Here is an 18287-nt window from a genome sequence, read left to right as displayed (position 1 = left end):
TCAAACGGAAATACAATCTGGAGAAAAATATGGCCAATATAGAAGCGGCGTACAGGTCGGGTGAAGGGTCAGCACTTGCTGTCAATAACGCATTTTATGATTCGTTAAAAGAAGGCGGTGCCAAACGTACTTTAGTTGAAACGGTTAAGGTTCCTATGCGTTCAGGATTGGCGTGGAAGGTACCCGCAGGGCATGTGTTTCGCATCCGTGTTTCGGAAGGGCCGCAAGTAGGGGATTTCAATATGTGGAACTTGCATGACCCAAGAGAAAGAATGTGGGCGTCGCGCACTCGTCAATTGCAGCGTGCCCATGTAAGTACCTATGACAGATTGTGGTCGACATTGCCTTTCTTGCGCCCTATGGCCACCATTATTGAAGATACTTTGGAAGATTATGGAAAGGATGAAGACGGCGGACGAGTACATGATTTATTAGGTACTCGTTGTGATCCATATATAAATTACCTACTTACAGGGGAGGATTTTGACTTCCATTGTCATTCAAACTTGGTTAGAGCCATTCTTCCTCATGGTTTAACGGAGTTTGATGTGCATGACGTTTTGAATGTTTTTCAGTGTACAGGTCTAAATAATGACGATCAGTACTTTATGAAGCCATGCCCTGCTCAAAAAGGTGATTATCTCGAATTTTTTGCGGAGATAGATTTGTTGTGCGCGATGTCTTGTTGTCCTGGGGGTGACTTGTCGGTCGATTTTCTTGGTCGGGATGGGGTGGATCCTCTTTCTACCTGTCATCCGCTTGAAGTGGATATCTACAAATTAGAGTCTGCTGCTTTGGTGCAATGGCAATCGCCAAAAAGTCCTGACTATAAAGGGCGTCATGGTTTACAGACGCCTGCAACAGATTGGGAGAGCGTCAAACGAGGCTTGTGAGCCTCGTTTTGTTTGTTAAATGAGCAAAATGACATCGAGTTGTTTGAAATTCGATCAGGTGTGGTGGTTTTTCTATTATTTTTAAAAAATATTCGAAAAAGGGTTGCACAAAATCTGTAGATCCTTAATATACGCCCTCGCTGACACGGACAGGGCTTCACTCTCACAGAGAAACGAAGCGGCTTAAGTGTAACGGCAACGCTCTTTAAAATAGATAATCAGATAATTTGTGTGGGCGCTCGCTAGAGGCTTCAGAAGATCGACATTGGCTAACTTGTTAGCGGGTGAGCGATCAAAAAAATTGAAGTCTTGCGAAACGTCTAACACGTCAATTCGCTTTATGTTGTTTTGTTGTTCTTCGGGACGATGAAATGATTAAGTTATTGTTAGTGTAATAGATTTTGAGTAAGCAAACTTTTTAACTGAAGAGTTTGATCATGGCTCAGATTGAACGCTGGCGGCAGGCTTAACACATGCAAGTCGAGCGGTAACAGGGGAGCTTGCTCCTGCTGACGAGCGGCGGACGGGTGAGTAACGCGTAGGAATCTGCCTAGTAGAGGGGGACAACATGTGGAAACGCATGCTAATACCGCATACGCCCTGAGGGGGAAAGGAGGGGACTTTTCGGAGCCTTCCGCTATTAGATGAGCCTGCGTGAGATTAGCTAGTTGGTAGGGTAAAGGCCTACCAAGGCGACGATCTCTAACTGGTCTGAGAGGATGACCAGTCACACTGGGACTGAGACACGGCCCAGACTCCTACGGGAGGCAGCAGTGGGGAATATTGGACAATGGGCGGAAGCCTGATCCAGCCATGCCGCGTGTGTGAAGAAGGCCTTAGGGTTGTAAAGCACTTTCAGGGGTGAGGAAGGGTGATTGGTTAATACCCAATTATCTTGACGTTAGCCCCAGAAGAAGCACCGGCTAACTCTGTGCCAGCAGCCGCGGTAATACAGAGGGTGCAAGCGTTAATCGGAATTACTGGGCGTAAAGCGCGCGTAGGTGGTTTGTTAAGTCGGATGTGAAATCCCAGGGCTCAACCTTGGAATGGCACCCGATACTGGCAGGCTAGAGTACGGTAGAGGGGTGTGGAATTTCCTGTGTAGCGGTGAAATGCGTAGATATAGGAAGGAACATCAGTGGCGAAGGCGACACCCTGGACTGATACTGACACTGAGGTGCGAAAGCGTGGGGAGCAAACAGGATTAGATACCCTGGTAGTCCACGCCGTAAACGATGTCTACTAGCCGTTGGGTTGTAATGACTTAGTGGCGCAGCTAACGCAATAAGTAGACCGCCTGGGGAGTACGGCCGCAAGGTTAAAACTCAAATGAATTGACGGGGGCCCGCACAAGCGGTGGAGCATGTGGTTTAATTCGAAGCAACGCGAAGAACCTTACCTACTCTTGACATCCAGTGAACTTAGCAGAGATGCTTTGGTGCCTTCGGGAACACTGAGACAGGTGCTGCATGGCTGTCGTCAGCTCGTGTTGTGAAATGTTGGGTTAAGTCCCGTAACGAGCGCAACCCTTATCCTTATTTGCCAGCACTTCGGGTGGGAACTTTAAGGAGACTGCCGGTGACAAACCGGAGGAAGGTGGGGACGACGTCAAGTCATCATGGCCCTTACGAGTAGGGCTACACACGTGCTACAATGGCGTATACAGAGGGCTGCGAACTTGCGAGAGTAAGCGAATCCCAGAAAGTACGTCGTAGTCCGGATTGGAGTCTGCAACTCGACTCCATGAAGTCGGAATCGCTAGTAATCGTGAATCAGAATGTCACGGTGAATACGTTCCCGGGCCTTGTACACACCGCCCGTCACACCATGGGAGTTGATTGCTCCAGAAGTAGCTAGCTTAACCCTTCGGGGATGGCGGTTACCACGGAGTGGTCAATGACTGGGGTGAAGTCGTAACAAGGTAGCCCTAGGGGAACCTGGGGCTGGATCACCTCCTTAAACGATAGAAACCTCTGGTGAGCGTTCACACAAATTATCTGATGACTATGAGTTCTTCATAGTGATATCTATCTTAAAAGCAGTGGCACAGAGTTCTAAGCAAGAGGTTTGAATGGTCTCACCATCAAGCATCTGACTTAGTGCTTTGCACTAAACTTGCTCTTTAACAATTCAAATTTTGAAATAGACGATAATCAAGCGTCAAACCGGTGGAAAGCACCTTTAACCTAGGTGACTTTCTAAATCGTAAATCCAGAGGGGTACAAAAGCCCTTTGGTATGTGATCTGAGTATGACACTCCTCGGAGTGAAAACTATTTTGGGTTATATGGTCAAGTGACCAAGCGTGCACGGTGGATGCCTTGGCAGTCAGAGGCGATGAAGGACGTGGTAATCTGCGAAAAGGTTCGGGGAGTCGATAAACAGACTTTGATCCGAACATGTCCGAATGGGGAAACCCACTCTACTTGTAGAGTATCCCACAGTGAATACATAGCTGTGAGGAGGCGAACCCGGGGAACTGAAACATCTAAGTACCCGGAGGAAAAGAAATCAACCGAGATTCCCTAAGTAGCGGCGAGCGAAAGGGGATTAGCCCTTAAGTGGTTTTGGTGTTAGTAGAAGGCTCTGGAAAGTGCCGCTGTAAAGGGTGATAGCCCCGTATACGAAAACACCTTAATCATGAAAACGAGTAGGACGGGACACGTGTTATCCTGTCTGAATATGGGGGGACCATCCTCCAAGGCTAAATACTCCTGACTGACCGATAGTGAACCAGTACCGTGAGGGAAAGGCGAAAAGAACCCCTGTGAGGGGAGTGAAATAGATCCTGAAACCGTGTACGTACAAGCAGTGGGAGCGGACTTGTTCCGTGACTGCGTACCTTTTGTATAATGGGTCAACGACTTATTTTCAGTAGCAAGGTTAAGCGTTTAGTGGAGCCGTAGGGAAACCGAGTCTTAATAGGGCGTTTAGTTGCTGGGAATAGACCCGAAACCGGGCGATCTATCCATGAGCAGGTTGAAGGTTGGGTAACACTAACTGGAGGACCGAACCCACATCCGTTGAAAAGGCTGGGGATGACTTGTGGATAGGAGTGAAAGGCTAATCAAGCTCGGAGATAGCTGGTTCTCCTCGAAAGCTATTTAGGTAGCGCCTCGTATCTCACCATTGGGGGTAGAGCACTGTTTGGGCTAGGGGGTCATCCCGACTTACCAACCCCATGCAAACTCCGAATACCAATGAGTGCAATTACGGGAGACACACGGCGGGTGCTAACGTCCGTCGTGGAAAGGGAAACAACCCAGACCGTCAGCTAAGGTCCCAAAGTGCCAGTTAAGTGGGAAACGATGTGGGAAGGCTTAGACAGCTAGGAGGTTGGCTTAGAAGCAGCCATCCTTTAAAGAAAGCGTAATAGCTCACTAGTCGAGTCGGCCTGCGCGGAAGATATAACGGGGCTCAAACTGGCCACCGAAGCTACGGATGCTTAGTTTACTAGGCATGGTAGAGGAGCGTTCTGTAAGCCGTTGAAGGTCAAGCTGTAAGGCAGGCTGGAGGTATCAGAAGTGCGAATGTTGACATGAGTAACGATAAGGGGAGTGAAAAACTCCCCCGCCGGAAGACCAAGGTTTCCTGTCCCATGTTAATCAGGGCAGGGTGAGTCGGCCCCTAAGGCGAGGCAGAAATGCGTAGTCGATGGGAAACAGGTTAATATTCCTGTACTCGTGCATATTGCGATGGAGAGACGGAGAAGGCTAGGCCAGCACAGCGATGGTTGTCTGTGTTTAAGGCGGTAGGTTTAGGGCTTAGGCAAATCCGGGCCCTTTTAAGACCGAGAACTGATGACGAGCCCTCTTTTGGGCGAAGTGGTTGATGCCATGCTTCCAGGAAAAACTTCTAAGCTTCAGATATGCAGGAACCGTACCCCAAACCGACACAGGTGGTCAGGTAGAGAATACCAAGGCGCTTGAGAGAACTCGGGTGAAGGAACTAGGCAAAATGGTACCGTAACTTCGGGAGAAGGTACGCCGGCCGGTGTGAAGGACTTGCTCCGTAAGCACTAGTCGGTCGAAGATACCAGGTGGCTGCGACTGTTTATTAAAAACACAGCACTCTGCAAACACGAAAGTGGACGTATAGGGTGTGACGCCTGCCCGGTGCTTGAAGGTTAATTGATGGGGTTAGCGCAAGCGAAGCTCTTGATCGAAGCCCAAGTAAACGGCGGCCGTAACTATAACGGTCCTAAGGTAGCGAAATTCCTTGTCGGGTAAGTTCCGACCTGCACGAATGGCGTAACGATGGCCACACTGTCTCCACCCGAGACTCAGTGAAATTGAAATCGCAGTGAAGATGCTGTGTATCCGCGGCTAGACGGAAAGACCCCGTGAACCTTTACTATAGCTTCACAGTGAACTTTGAACCTACTTGTGTAGGATAGGTGGGAGGCTTTGAAGTGCAGACGCCAGTTTGCATGGAGCCACTCTTGAAATACCACCCTGGTATGTTTGAGGTTCTAACTCAGGTCCGTAATCCGGATCGAGGACACTGTGTGGTGGGTAGTTTGACTGGGGCGGTCTCCTCCCAAAGAGTAACGGAGGAGCACGAAGGTGTGCTCAGCATGGTCGGAAATCATGCATAGAGTGTAAAGGCAAAAGCACGCTTAACTGCGAGACAGACACGTCGAGCAGGTACGAAAGTAGGTCTTAGTGATCCGGTGGTTCTGTATGGAAGGGCCATCGCTCAACGGATAAAAGGTACTCCGGGGATAACAGGCTGATACCGCCCAAGAGTTCACATCGACGGCGGTGTTTGGCACCTCGATGTCGGCTCATCACATCCTGGGGCTGAAGCCGGTCCCAAGGGTATGGCTGTTCGCCATTTAAAGTGGTACGCGAGCTGGGTTTAGAACGTCGTGAGACAGTTCGGTCCCTATCTGCCGTGGACGTTTGAGATTTGAGAGGAGCTGCTCCTAGTACGAGAGGACCGGAGTGGACGAACCTCTGGTGTTCCGGTTGTCACGCCAGTGGCATTGCCGGGTAGCTATGTTCGGACGGGATAACCGCTGAAAGCATCTAAGCGGGAAGCCTCCCTTAAGATAAGATCTCACTGGGACATAAGTCCCCTAAAGAGCCGTTCGAGACTAGGACGTTGATAGGTTGGGTGTGTAAGTGCTGTGAGGCATTGAGCTAACCAATACTAATTGCTCGTGAGGCTTGACCATATAACACCAAAGTGGTTTTAGATGAAGAGAGTGAAAGCTCAAGATCATCAAAATGACAAAGACACAGATACGATACAACATCAGCAATGATGAGCATCGGTTTGATACTTGGTTATCACTATTTCAAAATGAATTGTTAAAGATCCAAGCACGTATTCGCGTGTTTTGAGTCAAGCTAACCTTAAAAGGTCAGCGCACAACACAGTGCAGCTCAGAACAAACGCAAAACGAATTGCTTGACGGTCATAGAGGCGTTGAACCACCTGATCCCATCCCGAACTCAGAAGTGAAAAGCGCCATCGCCGATGGTAGTGTGGGAGATCCCATGTGAGAGTAGGTCGTCGTCAAGCTTTAAACAAAGAGAAACCCCATCCTGCTATGCAGGGTGGGGTTTTTTCGTTATGGGCGAATATTCATTTTTCCTTCGCTTTACTTACTCTGACTTCATTTTGTTTTATCAGAAGATTCTATGATAGGTTTGTCTATTAAAAGACGAATCACATTATTTAGAAAGAGTAACTCTCAGTATGATTAAACAAGACGCATTGGCTGTGCTGCCAGCTCAACAGGATGCCATTTGGTGGCTACCTCGACATGAACGTAAGCTTGCCGAAAGCGTGTCCATGGAGCAGGTAGATTTGGTGTTTCTTGGAGACTCTATTATGCAAGCATGGGAAACAGAAGGGGCGCTTGTGTGGGATGCTTTTTATAAATCAAGGCAAGCATTGAACCTTGGCTTCAATGGCGATAGAACAGAGAATGTTTTATGGCGACTCTTGCATGGAGAAATCGATAACATTCAACCTAAGCTATTGATTTTATTGATTGGCACCAATAACACTGGCCACCGAATGGACAGTGCGGAAGACACTGCAGAAGGGATTAAGCGGATTTTATCTTTATTGGTGGAAAAGCTTCCCACGACTAATATCCTACTGTTGGCAATATTTCCGCGTAGCGCTAAACCAACCCAAAAACTAAGAGTTTTGAATGAAGAGGTGAACCAACGCATTTGCTCGTTTGGCGACAATGATCAGGTATCTTTTCTTAATATCAATCACTGCTTTCTCGATGAAGAAGGGCGCTTGACCAGTGATATTATGAACGACTTTCTGCACCCTAATCGTAATCAGTATCAAATTTTTGCTGAGGCGATTGAGCCGACTATTGCTAGGCTTATGTCAGAAAGCTGATTTACATCTACGTAAAAATACTTACTTTCAATGCGTAGTTTCCACCTTACAATTCGGTATTCGTACGAATTGTTTGCACTTTCTATCCGCGCGATTATCACCCCTGCTCGATCTTAAATAACAAAAAATAAGACCACAGGATGATAAAAACAATGAAATCCTTAAAACTCACAACGCTCGTCGCTGCAACCGCAGTTGCTTTAAGTGCTTTTTCTTTGCCTGCTCTTGCTGCAGAAAAAGTTTATAAGTTGAAGATGGCTGAAACTTGGGCATCTAATTTTCCTATCTTTGGTGATGCCCCACGAAATATGGCGCGTATCGCCGATGAAATGTCTAATGGACGTTTGAAAATCACTATCGACTCCGCCAACAAACACAAAGCGCCTTTGGGTGTGTTTGATATGGTTCGTTCTGGTCAATATGATATGGGTCACTCGGCATCCTATTATTGGAAAGGCAAAGTCCCTAATACTCTGTACTTTACAACAATGCCATTTGGCATGATCACACCGGAACAATACGGTTGGTTCTATTACGGTGGTGGTATGGAACTGATGCAGAAGGTATATCAGCCGTTTGGCCTGTTGTCCTTCCCTGGCGGTAACACAGGTAACCAAATGGGCGGTTGGTTCCAAAAAGAGATCAACTCGCTTGATGACCTTCAAGGTCTGAAGATGCGTATTCCTGGCTTTGCTGGTGAAGTTCTAGCGAAGTTAGGTGCTAAGCCGACTAACATTGCCGCAGGTGAGCTATACACGGCGCTTGAGCGTCGTACAATTGATGCGTTGGAATGGGTTGGACCTTCTCTTGATTTACGAATGGGCTTCCATAAAATCGCACCGTACTACTACACGGGATGGCATGAGCCAGCAACCGAGTTGCAATTCCTAGTGAACGAACGTACTTGGAAAAAGCTACCTGACGATCTTCGTGAAATTCTTCGTACTTCGATGAAATTGGCTTCCTACGACATGTATATCCAGTCTTATCATGAAAGCGCTGAAAACTGGGCGACAATGAAAACGGAATACCCAAATGTCCAAGTGAAAACCTTCCCTAAAGAAGTATTGGTGGCAATGAAAAAAGCCAATCAAGAGCTGCTGGACGAAAAAGCGGCCGAAGATCCTTTAGCGAAAGAAATTTTGGAATCCCAAGCCGCGTACATGAAAAAAGTACGTGTCTGGACCAATATTTCTGATCGTGCCTACCTTGATAGTGTCGATAGCTTAGCGGAATAAAACCTCTAAATCGGACAGATGATTGGCATCTGTCCGATTTTTTCTAGGAGTTCGAAATGTTTTTAATCCACCTAGAACGAGGCATTGCTCGTTTTTCAAATCTACTCGGTGTCGTCTCTACCGTATTGTTTCTTATCTTGCTGTGTAATGTTTTTTACGATGTGTTGATGCGTTACGCCTTTAATGACGTGTCGATTGGCATGCAAGAATTAGAGTGGCATTTGTATGCGGCGATTTTTCTGTTAGGCATACCATATGGTATTCAACATGGCGGTCATGTGCGTGTTGATTTGATTTACGAGAACCTATCCATCCGTGGTAAAGCATGGATTGACTTATGTGGTTGCGTGTTTTTTCTTTTGCCTTTTACTTTGTTGGTTGGTTATTACGGCATTGGATTTTCTTACGAGGCTTTTACGCTTGGTGAAACCAGTGGTGATCCGGGTGGTTTGCCTTATCGCTGGATTATAAAAGCGGTTATTCCTTTTGCCTTTTTCTCTATGACCATCAGTGGTTTAGGAATGATGATTCGCTGTATCAATGCATTGCGGGGCGTCAGTAAAGACGGTTTTTCACATCCGCCTATTCAACATTGATTCTGTTTCCATTTTAAGTTTATAGGTTTTTTATGATTGGAATAATCATGTTCTTTGTTGCTCTGGTGATGTTGTTACTAGGGTTTCCTGTGGCTTTTACCTTTGGTGGTATAGCGCTTATCTTTGGTGTGTTTGCCGAAGGTTTTGACATGTTCGCTTTTATGCCGTTCCGCATTCAAAGCTACATGGAAAATACGGTGATGATGGCTGTGCCATTGTTTGTATTCATGGGTATTGTGTTACAAAAGACGAGGCTAGCAGAGCAGTTATTAGAGGCCATGGGCAAACTGTTTGGTGGTGTTCGTGGCGGTTTAGCGATTTCGACTATTTTAGTGGGGGCGCTCTTAGCCGCATCGACTGGCGTGGTTGGCGCGAGTGTGGTGGCAATGGGGCTAATTTCCTTGCCGGTTATGCTGAAATACAAATACAACAAATCGTTAGCGTGCGGCACTATTTGTGCGTCTGGTACCTTGGGACAAATTATCCCGCCGTCTATTATTTTGATCATTTTGGGGGATGTTTTAGGCATTCCTGTTGGCGATTTGTTTCATGCTGCGCTTTTCCCAGGCATGATTTTGATTGGCTGCTACATTGTTTATATCTTGATCCTGACCTTTTTGAAGCCCGATATGGCGCCAGCGATGCCTCAAGACTTGGGGGATGAAACACGTGCGCAACAGGTTATTAGTGCTCTGAAAGCCATTATTCCACCATTAGCGTTGGTGCTTATTGTACTTGGGTCTATTTTTACCGGTATTGCAACGCCAACGGAATCTTCCGCATTGGGTGGCATGGGCGCTATTGTATTGGCTCTGCTGTATCGTCAATTCAGCTGGAAAATGCTTTATGACAGCGGATTAGAAACCGTCAAAGTTACGGCGATGGTGTTTGCGATATTGATGGGGGCAACCGCGTTCTCAATGGCGTTTAGCTACACGGGTGGCGATGCCATCGTGGAAGAAGTCTTACTGAATCTTCCAGGTGAGAAATGGGGCTTTATTATTCTAGCGATGATTGCCATTTTAATACTGGGCTTCTTCATCGATTTTGTTGAGATTGCTTTTATCATCGTTCCTATATTGGCGCCTGTGGCTGAAGCGTTAGGCATTAACATGGTGTGGTTTGCGATCTTGATTGCGATGAATTTACAGACGTCGTTCTTAACCCCGCCTTTTGGCTTTAGTTTATTCTACTTAAAAGGGGTAGCACCGAGTTCAATACGTACTGTGGATATTTATAAGGGCGTAATGCCATTTATATTGATCCAGATCCTCGTTTTGATCAGCATTATGGTCTTTCCTGAATGGTATGGAATGAACTAATCTATAAGAGCCTAAGCAGTCGAAAAAGAAGCGGGGATGATTTCCCGCTTTTTTGTTGGCCTTTCTATGCCGCTGATTACTCTATGTTGCCGGGAAGCTCGGGCTCAAAAATAATAAAAAAGGTCTTTCTTTGTGGGGTTAAAAAGCAAAATTATCTTACTGGCTGTGGCGCCATTGATTGTCGCGACCGTCATCATCACCTATTTGGGTTTTCAGTCTGCTCGTGACCTAGCCTCGCAAGAGCTGTCCATTTACGAGTTTAATTTGGTCAATGCAAAAAAACTGGCACTAAAAAACCACGTCAATATCGCCATGTCAGCGATTCGTCCCATTTTAGAAGACACGGCACTGAGCGATGTCGAAGCACAGACGCAAGTTAAAAAAATTCTGGCGGGACTCAGCTATGAAGACGATGGCTATTTCTTTGCCTATGAAATGACAGGGGTGAATTTGGTTCATCCTACTCAGCCTGATTTTGTCGGAAAAAACCTTTGGGATTTTCAGGATCGCACTGGTAACTACTTAATTCAGGGGCTGATTCGTGCTGCACAGGCAGGTGGGGGCTACCATCGCTATATTTGGGAAAAACCGCCGCAGATGAAGCAAGAGGACAAACTGGGCTACGTGGAGGCGATTGATCGTTGGAACTGGATCATGGGGACGGGTCTGTATCTGGACGATATTTACGCGGAGCTGGCAAAAACCAAAGCCATCATGAACGACAATATAGAGCGCAGCTTTTTTACGGTGATCGTTGTTGTTGTGGTGACCGTGGTGTTGGTTATCTTATTGGGATTGGCGATAAACTTGCATGAGCACAAGCTGGCTGACTCAAGATTAAAAGAGCTTGCTCAGCGCTTTATGCGTTTTCAGGTCAATGAACGACGGGGCTTTTCGCGAGAGCTTCACGACGGCATCAATCAATTGTTGGTGAGCTGTAAGTTTCGCATTGAGCTGGCGGGCAACAAATTGAAGCGCGATCATGACAAAGATGTCATCCATCAAGAGCTGATTAAAGCCGGTGAATTGATGAATCAAACAATCAGTGAAGTGCGGCAAATTTCACACAATTTAAGACCAACGCTGTTGGACGACTTAGGATTAGATACCGCATTAAAAGCCTTAATTGACCAGTTTATGGAAAGAACGGGTGTGCAAGTTACGTATCGTTTTGAGGTTTCCTCTACCTTACCGGATGAAATTGAAATGACGGTATACCGCTTGACGCAAGAGTCATTGACCAATATTGAAAAGCACGCACAAGCCAAACACATTTCGCTGCAAGTCACCCAGTCTTATCGACACGTTGTGTTTGAATGCTTGGACGATGGCAAAGGCTTTTCACACAAATCGGAGCTGACAGCAGGGATTGGTCTGATCAACATGCGAGAACGGCTAGAATTGATTGGTGGTGATTTCATGCTGGAATCACAACGGGGCAAAGGTACAAAAATACACGCACTGTTGCCACTAGAACAACGCGCATAACCCATGAGCGAAACGAGACAATAATGACAAAAAATATTCGAGTTCTTTTGGTCGATGATCATATTTTGGTGCTGGACGGGCTGCAAGCTCGCTTGGAACTGGAAGGCAATATCGACATTATCGCAACGGCTTCAAATGGCTTGGAAGCGCTGGAAAAAGCCAAGCAAACGCAGCCTGATTTGATATTAATGGACGTTTCTATGCCAGTGTTAAATGGTCTAGAAGCAACCAAACGTTTTAAAGTAGAGCAGCCAAACGTCAAAATACTGATGCTCAGTATGCACAATGATAAAGAGTATATTTTGTCCTTAGTGCAATCAGGTGCAAACGGATACGTGCTAAAAGATGTGTCTTCTGAAGAGTTGGTGCAAGCGATTAATACCGTGTATCAAGGCGGAACGTATTTTAGCTCAGGCGCATCCGACTCGCTCTTCTCGCTCGCATCTTCCTCCACACCGTGTGAAGAATTAACCAAGCGAGAAACCGCCGTTCTGAAAGAGCTGGCCATTGGTTTATCCAATAAAGAGATTGCGCAGGCATTGAATATCAGCGTGAGAACGGTGGAAACGCACCGACAGAATATAAAAAACAAGTTAGATATTCATACCTCGGCAGGCTTGATAAAATATGCGTTGGCACAACATTTGATTGACTGATTTAGGGTTAAATTGACCTTTTAAGGTTTGTTACCTCACCCAAAATATGAGGTGTTAAAAGCGCAAATAGAGGCAATTTTAGATGGCATGATTTTGTTTGATTGGGGTTGATGGTGTTTGATTGGGGTTGATGGTGTTTGATTGGGGTTGATGGTGTTTGATTGGGGTTGATGGTGTGTAATGAACGAGATAAACAATAGCCTGTAATATTTTTGTCACACTTTGCTTTTATTGTTGTGGTTTTGTAGAAAGTTTTTTTGGCAGGGTATTTATCGAATACCTTTAGCCTATTCTAAGCTACCATTAGAGTTAAGAAGGAATTGGTTTTTACAAAGGTAAGGAATCGTTTTCTTTTTTCAAGCAAAGGAGCCACATGTGCTCATTAAACACAAACTGATTTTGAATACCGCGTTGCTTGTAGTGGCCTTAGTCGCTATGTTGGGATTGTTTTACAACACAGAGAGCAACTTAGAAAAACTCAACTCCGCTAAGAACTTGGTTGTTCACCAGCAAGTTAATATGCTTACCTTACGACGACATGAAAAAGACTTTTTAGCGCGTCTGGATTTGTCCTACGAAAAGCAATTTAACGAGACCATCAGCGCTTTGTTTGCCGATCAGGATCAGCTCGCAGACGTCATGGCCGAGTTTTCCATCGACACCAATATCTTGTCTGAATTGACTCAAGACTTTAAAGAATATCAAACCGACTTTAACGCTGTGGTCAATGCCTCGACAGAATTAGGTTTAACGCCAGAAACGGGGTTGCAAGGAGTGCTGCGTGGTGCGGTTCACAACATTGAAAGCGAATTATCAGCCCTCAATCAAGACGCTCTATTGGTAATGATGCTGCAACTTCGCCGCCATGAAAAAGACTTTATGTTGCGCAGCAACCCAAAATACATTGCATCTTTTAACAAGACCTTAGACCAACTGGAAAGCGCATTGCGCAGTGCGTCTTTGCCTGCAGACAAAACACAGCTTTTGCTGTCGTTAGCGGATCAATATCGTCAAGGTTTCACGCAGTATGCTGACGGCAAAAAAGCGCTGGGGTTAACCAGCAAAGAAGGAAAACTGCTGGTCATGCGTGAATCGATTCACAAAACAGAAACGGCATTGGATGCGTTGGAAGCACAGCTGAGCAAAGTGATTGACGATAAATCTTCTTTTGCCATGCTACTCACGACAATTTTATGTGGCGTTATCATCATCATTGGCGTCATGGTTGCTTGGGTAATTAACCGAACCATCAATGCCGCGCTTGAGACGATCCAAAGCACCATGCGAGACATCCAAACAACGCACAACATTGGCTTGCGTGTTGACCTGCCTCCTAATGATGAAATCGGATTTGTCGCGGCGAGCATCAACGATATGTTGGTGGATTTTAGTCAAGTGATCGCCAATGCCAATCAGACCGTAAAAGAGATGAATTCGACCACGCTTGAATTGTCTAAAAACGCCGCTAGAACATCAGATGACGCCCACAAACAACGAGCAGAAACCGATATGGTAGCGGTTTCCGTGACCGAAATGGTTGGTACTGTGGAAGACATTTCTCGTAGCATGGAAATGGCAGCGTCAAAAGCGCTTTCTACTCAAGGCAGTGCTCGTGAAGGTCAAGCCAAAGTGAACTCTGCGATCGATCGTATTCGTCAATTGTCAGATCGATTAGAGGGCTCGGTGGAAACCGTCGGCGCTTTAGCCAAAGAAAGCGAGAGCATCGGCACGGTATTGAGCGTGATACAAGGCATTGCCGAACAAACCAATTTGCTGGCACTCAACGCAGCCATTGAAGCCGCTCGGGCTGGTGAGCAAGGGCGAGGCTTTGCGGTGGTGGCCGATGAAGTGCGAGCACTGGCAAGCCGGACGCACTCCGCCACGGAAGAAATTTCTGACATCATAGTAACCTTGCAAGAACGCACCAAAGGGATTGTCACCTTGATGGAAGCGTGTCGTCAGGATGGTGCGTTGAGCCGAGACGAAGCCGTCATAACGGGCAGTGTTCTAGAGCAAATCATCACGGACGTGGTTGAGATTTCTGACATGGCGGGGTCAGTATCGACGGCGATCGAACAGCAAACGATTGCCGCCAATGAAATCAGCAAAAACGTCGACACCATTCGAGAAATTACCGAAGACACCACCGAATCGGTGGCTTTGAACTCCAAAGCGAGTCAAGCCATTGCCAACCAAGCAGAATCCTTGAATCGCAGCATTTCTATTTTCAGGGTCTGACGCATCTGCGACGCCAGAATGGAACAGGGCTTAGTCTACGTTGCTTGGAACGTGAGTTATCTACTCACGTTCCACTCTAGCTATTAGCGTCACGATACCGTTATGATGCGAACATCACTGGATGCGATGTTAGGACTGACTCATGTTACATAAAATAGTGTTGTGCCTGTGTTTAGCAGGTTTTATGTCTTCTTCTATGGCCGCAAAAGACGTCACGGCGGATCAGAAAAAATTGGCACAGACGGTGTTTGAACTTGAACGCAGCGTGGCCATTTTGCAATTATCTACGGCGTCTTTAGGCGATTATCAGTCGCTGTCTACCAAAATGGCACACGTTAAATCATTGGAATACCGTGTGAATTTTTTAGGCAATTTGACCTTTTTATTGTGTATGTCTTTGGTGGTTTTCTTCTTCAGGTTACGTCATCAACAGAAACGCTTAGCGGCGCTGGAAAGCCGTTTAGACCGCCAAGAGATTGGCGCTGTGAATAAAGACGATTAACTTAAAACCATGACAAGGGAGCGGACAATGACAGAAAAACCAGCGGTATTAATCATCATTGATATGCAACAAGGTATGTCTTGGCCACAAGCTGGCGTGCGCAACAACCCCAATGCGGAACGTGAAATGGCCGAGCTGATTGCACATTGGCGAGCCAACCATGCGCCAATTGTTCATGTTCGCCACCTCTCGACTGAGCCGGATTCATTGTTTTGGCCAGACCAAGAAGGGGTGCTTTTTCAAGACGCGTTTCAGCCTTTGCTAGATGAAAAGGTCATTGAAAAATCTGTTCCCGATGCGTTTACCCATTCCGACTTAGCCGATTGGTTGCGCGACCAACATTTTCAAACGTTAGTGATTGTGGGGGGCAGCACAAATAATTCGGTGGAATCCACCGTTCGCAGTGCGGGTAATCTCGGCTTCACGACGTATGTGGTTGGCAGTGCGTGCTTTGCTTTTGAGAAGGAAGATTTCTTTGGACAAGCGCGCAGCGCTGAAGAGGTTCATGCAATGTCGCTGGCCAACTTGCATGGTGAATACGCCACGGTCATTGGTCAAGATGACGCTTTTGGTTTGGTGTCTTAGCGTCTTAGGTTTTTAATTTATTGCGCTTAATAGGTTTCAAAAAAACACGATGTTTCTGTGTAGAGAAAACGTTTTGTCTACACAGAACACATCGCGATCAATGGGAGTGCTTGTTTACGCTTGGCTGAATCGATGTTGAAACGCCGCTAAGCGTGTTGCTAGGTCAGCCAGCTGCTCGTCTCTGACTTGCGATACGCACGCGCGAGCGCCTTCTCTTCTTTCTGATCCAGTATTGGTCAATGAAATTGCACTGATTCCATGATACAGCAAGGCTTCTAGCAATGTGTCACCGTCCATTCCTGGGTAAGAAAAGGTAAAATAGAATCCATCGCTCAGCGCTTTGCCATTGTCTTCTGCGTACACGATGTCAAAACCATGCTCGACAAACAGCGTCTTCATTATCGCGGCGCGTTTTCCATAGACTTTGGTCAAATCTAAAAAAGGCAATTCGCCATCATTGGCGGCTTTTAGCATGGCGGCTAAACCGTATTGGGTAGAATGGGTAACGCCCGCCGAAAGGCCTCCCATGGCACCGAAGGTAAAAGCTTTACCAAATTGTGTTTGCCCAAAGTTGGTTTTCAATGTTGGGAAATCTTGCTGGAATAATGCATCAGAAATCACCAAGCTGGCGACGCGTTGTCCTGCGTAACTGAATACTTTTGAGCTGGAAATCAGCAAAATATATTGGTCCGTATAATGCGCAATGCTTGGCTGATAAGGTGCTTGTCCGGGAAGGGTATAGTCTTCTCTGTAGTCCATACCAAAGTAAGCCAAGTCCTCAATCACGATAACATTGTAACGGCCAGCGACGTCCGCAATGATCTGTAACTCTTCTTCATTAAAACAAATCCACGCAGGATTATTCGGATTGGAATACAGCAAGGTGGCGTATTTTCCAGAGGATAAATGCTTTTCTAACTCTGGTCGTAACGCTGCGCCGCGGTGACGGTAAACATCAAAACTGCCCCACGGTTGGCCAATCATATCCAGTTGACGTTTCTGGTTGGGGAATCCTGGATCAATAAACAAGGTGGCGCCGTTTTCTTTGGTGCGATTACCGACTAAAAATGAAGCCAACGCGCCTTGAGCAGAACCCACCGTAGGGAAGCAGCCTGTTGGGCTGACGTTGACGTTCATAAACAGGGAGCAGAAGCGGCTGATTTCATTTTTTAACGATGGGATACCTTCTAGCATAGGGTATTTAGAAGCAACGCCGCTTTTCAGTGCCGCGATTTCGGCATCGATACCAATAGAGGGCGCAGGCAAGCCAGGAACGCCCATTTCCATACGAATGAACGATTGGTCCGTTGCCGTTTCAATGCGATTGACCAGCGCGACGAGCTCTCGTATGGAGGCTCGTGCCAAAGAGGGGATGTTAGCCTCTTTTAGCACATGGGTTACCTTATCAAAATCAATCGGTGTTGTTGTATTTGTAAAGAATGCTGTCATTATTTTGCTCGTCTTTATAAAGGGTGAACGTAACGAATGAGAATATGTTACCCCATATAAAACAAAGCTTTTGGACATTCAATGCGAGGATTTCTCACGTAATCATTTCAAAAATTGATGTGAGATTTTGGTTTAGGGGAATGTGTCCTGTGAGCAGTATCTCGTTGCTTTTTTGGAGATTTACTCTACGACACACATTGGCGTCTTCGCAATGGGATCTTGGTGAATCTGCGCATCCAAGGCAAATATGTCTTTCAACATGGCCTTAGTGAGTACTGACTCTGGTGAACCTTGGGTGATGATTTGACCCTGCTTCATTACGATAAGGTGGTCGCAATATCGTGCGGCTTGGTTGATGTCATGGAGCACGGTGATGATGGTTTTGCCTTGCAAATTTAACTTGCGCAACAGGTGCATAAGCTCAACTTGATGGCTCAAGTCCATGTAGGTAGTGGGTTCGTCGAGCAATAAATACGGTGTGTCTTGTGCCAGCGTCATGGCGAGCCAGACACGTTGGCGCTGCCCGCCAGACAGCTCGCTGACCCATTGGTCTGCCAGCTTGATGATCTCTGTTTCTTGCATAACTTGCTGAATAATACGTTTGTCTTCGGCGTTAAGGCGTCCCCAAAACCCTGTATACGGACTTCGACCATAAGCCACCAAATCCCGGACGCTGATTCCTTCTGGAATCGGTTGCGTTTGTGGTAACAATGCTAAGTTTTTGGCGAGAAAATTGGCAGGAAGTGTATGCAAGTTATTGTCTTGCCAGCGTACTTCCCCTGACATGGGCTTTAGAATGCGAGCCAATGATTTAAGTAAAGTCGACTTACCGCATCCGTTGGGTCCAAGCAGAGCAATGATTTTTCCTTCCGGAATGTTGAGATTGACCTGCTTCACAATGACGTGATCGTGATAACCGACAGACAAATTATGCGTGCTAAGAGACATG

Annotated in this window: 12 protein-coding genes and 3 rRNA genes; 13 read left to right on the top strand and 2 right to left on the bottom strand. The window is 46.4% G+C overall.

Annotated features, from left to right (window positions below; all coding sequences use genetic code 11):
• Window positions 1-29: 29 nt before the first annotated feature.
• From AABA11_RS14635 to AABA11_RS14575, 13 genes are all read left to right on the top strand, one after another.
• Window positions 30-893: an urea carboxylase-associated family protein gene (locus tag AABA11_RS14635; RefSeq protein ID WP_338269089.1), complete on the top strand. Its 864-nt coding sequence runs from the start codon at window positions 30-32 to the stop codon at window positions 891-893.
• 419 nt (window positions 894-1312) lie between these two features.
• A 16S ribosomal RNA gene (locus AABA11_RS14630) occupies window positions 1313-2852 on the top strand.
• 329 nt (window positions 2853-3181) lie between these two features.
• Window positions 3182-6071 (top strand): 23S ribosomal RNA (locus AABA11_RS14625).
• Between the two features lie 235 nt (window positions 6072-6306).
• Window positions 6307-6421, top strand: a 5S ribosomal RNA gene (gene rrf, locus AABA11_RS14620).
• Together the 16S, 23S and 5S rRNA genes form the textbook arrangement of a ribosomal RNA operon.
• Before the next feature lie 177 nt (window positions 6422-6598).
• Window positions 6599-7264 (top strand): GDSL-type esterase/lipase family protein, encoded by a 666-nt coding sequence (locus AABA11_RS14615; protein WP_338269087.1) that lies wholly within the window; start codon window positions 6599-6601, stop codon window positions 7262-7264.
• A 152-nt stretch (window positions 7265-7416) separates the two neighbouring features.
• The gene (locus AABA11_RS14610; RefSeq protein WP_265728625.1) at window positions 7417-8502 is read left to right on the top strand and encodes a TRAP transporter substrate-binding protein; all 1086 of its coding nucleotides are present in this window, start codon (window positions 7417-7419) and stop codon (window positions 8500-8502) included.
• Between the two features lie 56 nt (window positions 8503-8558).
• Window positions 8559-9098, top strand: coding sequence for a TRAP transporter small permease subunit (locus tag AABA11_RS14605; RefSeq protein ID WP_338269085.1), 540 nt, complete (start codon window positions 8559-8561; stop codon window positions 9096-9098).
• Between the two features lie 32 nt (window positions 9099-9130).
• Complete coding sequence (locus tag AABA11_RS14600) at window positions 9131-10420, top strand: TRAP transporter large permease (protein ID WP_265728624.1); 1290 nt, start codon at window positions 9131-9133, stop codon at window positions 10418-10420.
• A gap of 132 nt (window positions 10421-10552) precedes the next feature.
• The gene (locus tag AABA11_RS14595; RefSeq protein ID WP_338269082.1) at window positions 10553-11908 is read left to right on the top strand and encodes a cache domain-containing protein; all 1356 of its coding nucleotides are present in this window, start codon (window positions 10553-10555) and stop codon (window positions 11906-11908) included.
• 23 nt (window positions 11909-11931) lie between these two features.
• Complete coding sequence (locus tag AABA11_RS14590) at window positions 11932-12564, top strand: response regulator transcription factor (protein WP_338269081.1); 633 nt, start codon at window positions 11932-11934, stop codon at window positions 12562-12564.
• Between the two features lie 375 nt (window positions 12565-12939).
• Window positions 12940-14802 (top strand): methyl-accepting chemotaxis protein, encoded by a 1863-nt coding sequence (locus tag AABA11_RS14585; RefSeq protein ID WP_338269079.1) that lies wholly within the window; start codon window positions 12940-12942, stop codon window positions 14800-14802.
• Window positions 14803-14944: 142 nt separating this feature from the next.
• Window positions 14945-15304 (top strand): hypothetical protein, encoded by a 360-nt coding sequence (locus tag AABA11_RS14580; protein WP_338269077.1) that lies wholly within the window; start codon window positions 14945-14947, stop codon window positions 15302-15304.
• Between the two features lie 27 nt (window positions 15305-15331).
• Entirely contained in the window at window positions 15332-15889 is a 558-nt protein-coding gene (locus AABA11_RS14575) for a cysteine hydrolase family protein (RefSeq protein WP_338269074.1), read from the top strand.
• A 114-nt stretch (window positions 15890-16003) separates the two neighbouring features.
• Here the strand turns inward: AABA11_RS14575 and AABA11_RS14570 are convergent, their stop codons facing one another.
• Together AABA11_RS14570 and fecE are read right to left on the bottom strand one after the other, a co-directional pair.
• Entirely contained in the window at window positions 16004-17338 is a 1335-nt protein-coding gene (locus AABA11_RS14570; protein WP_338269073.1) for an aminotransferase class I/II-fold pyridoxal phosphate-dependent enzyme, read from the bottom strand.
• 180 nt (window positions 17339-17518) lie between these two features.
• A complete protein-coding gene (gene fecE / locus AABA11_RS14565; RefSeq protein WP_338269071.1) occupies window positions 17519-18286 on the bottom strand; it encodes a Fe(3+) dicitrate ABC transporter ATP-binding protein FecE in 768 nt (255 codons plus the stop codon).
• Between the last annotated feature and the right edge of the window lies 1 nt (window position 18287).

It is taken from the genome of Marinomonas pontica (assembly GCF_036322735.1).
Taxonomy (GTDB): domain Bacteria; phylum Pseudomonadota; class Gammaproteobacteria; order Pseudomonadales; family Marinomonadaceae; genus Marinomonas; species Marinomonas pontica.
Note: the sequence above shows the minus strand (reverse complement) of the source record. Positions and strands in the feature narration are given on the sequence as shown.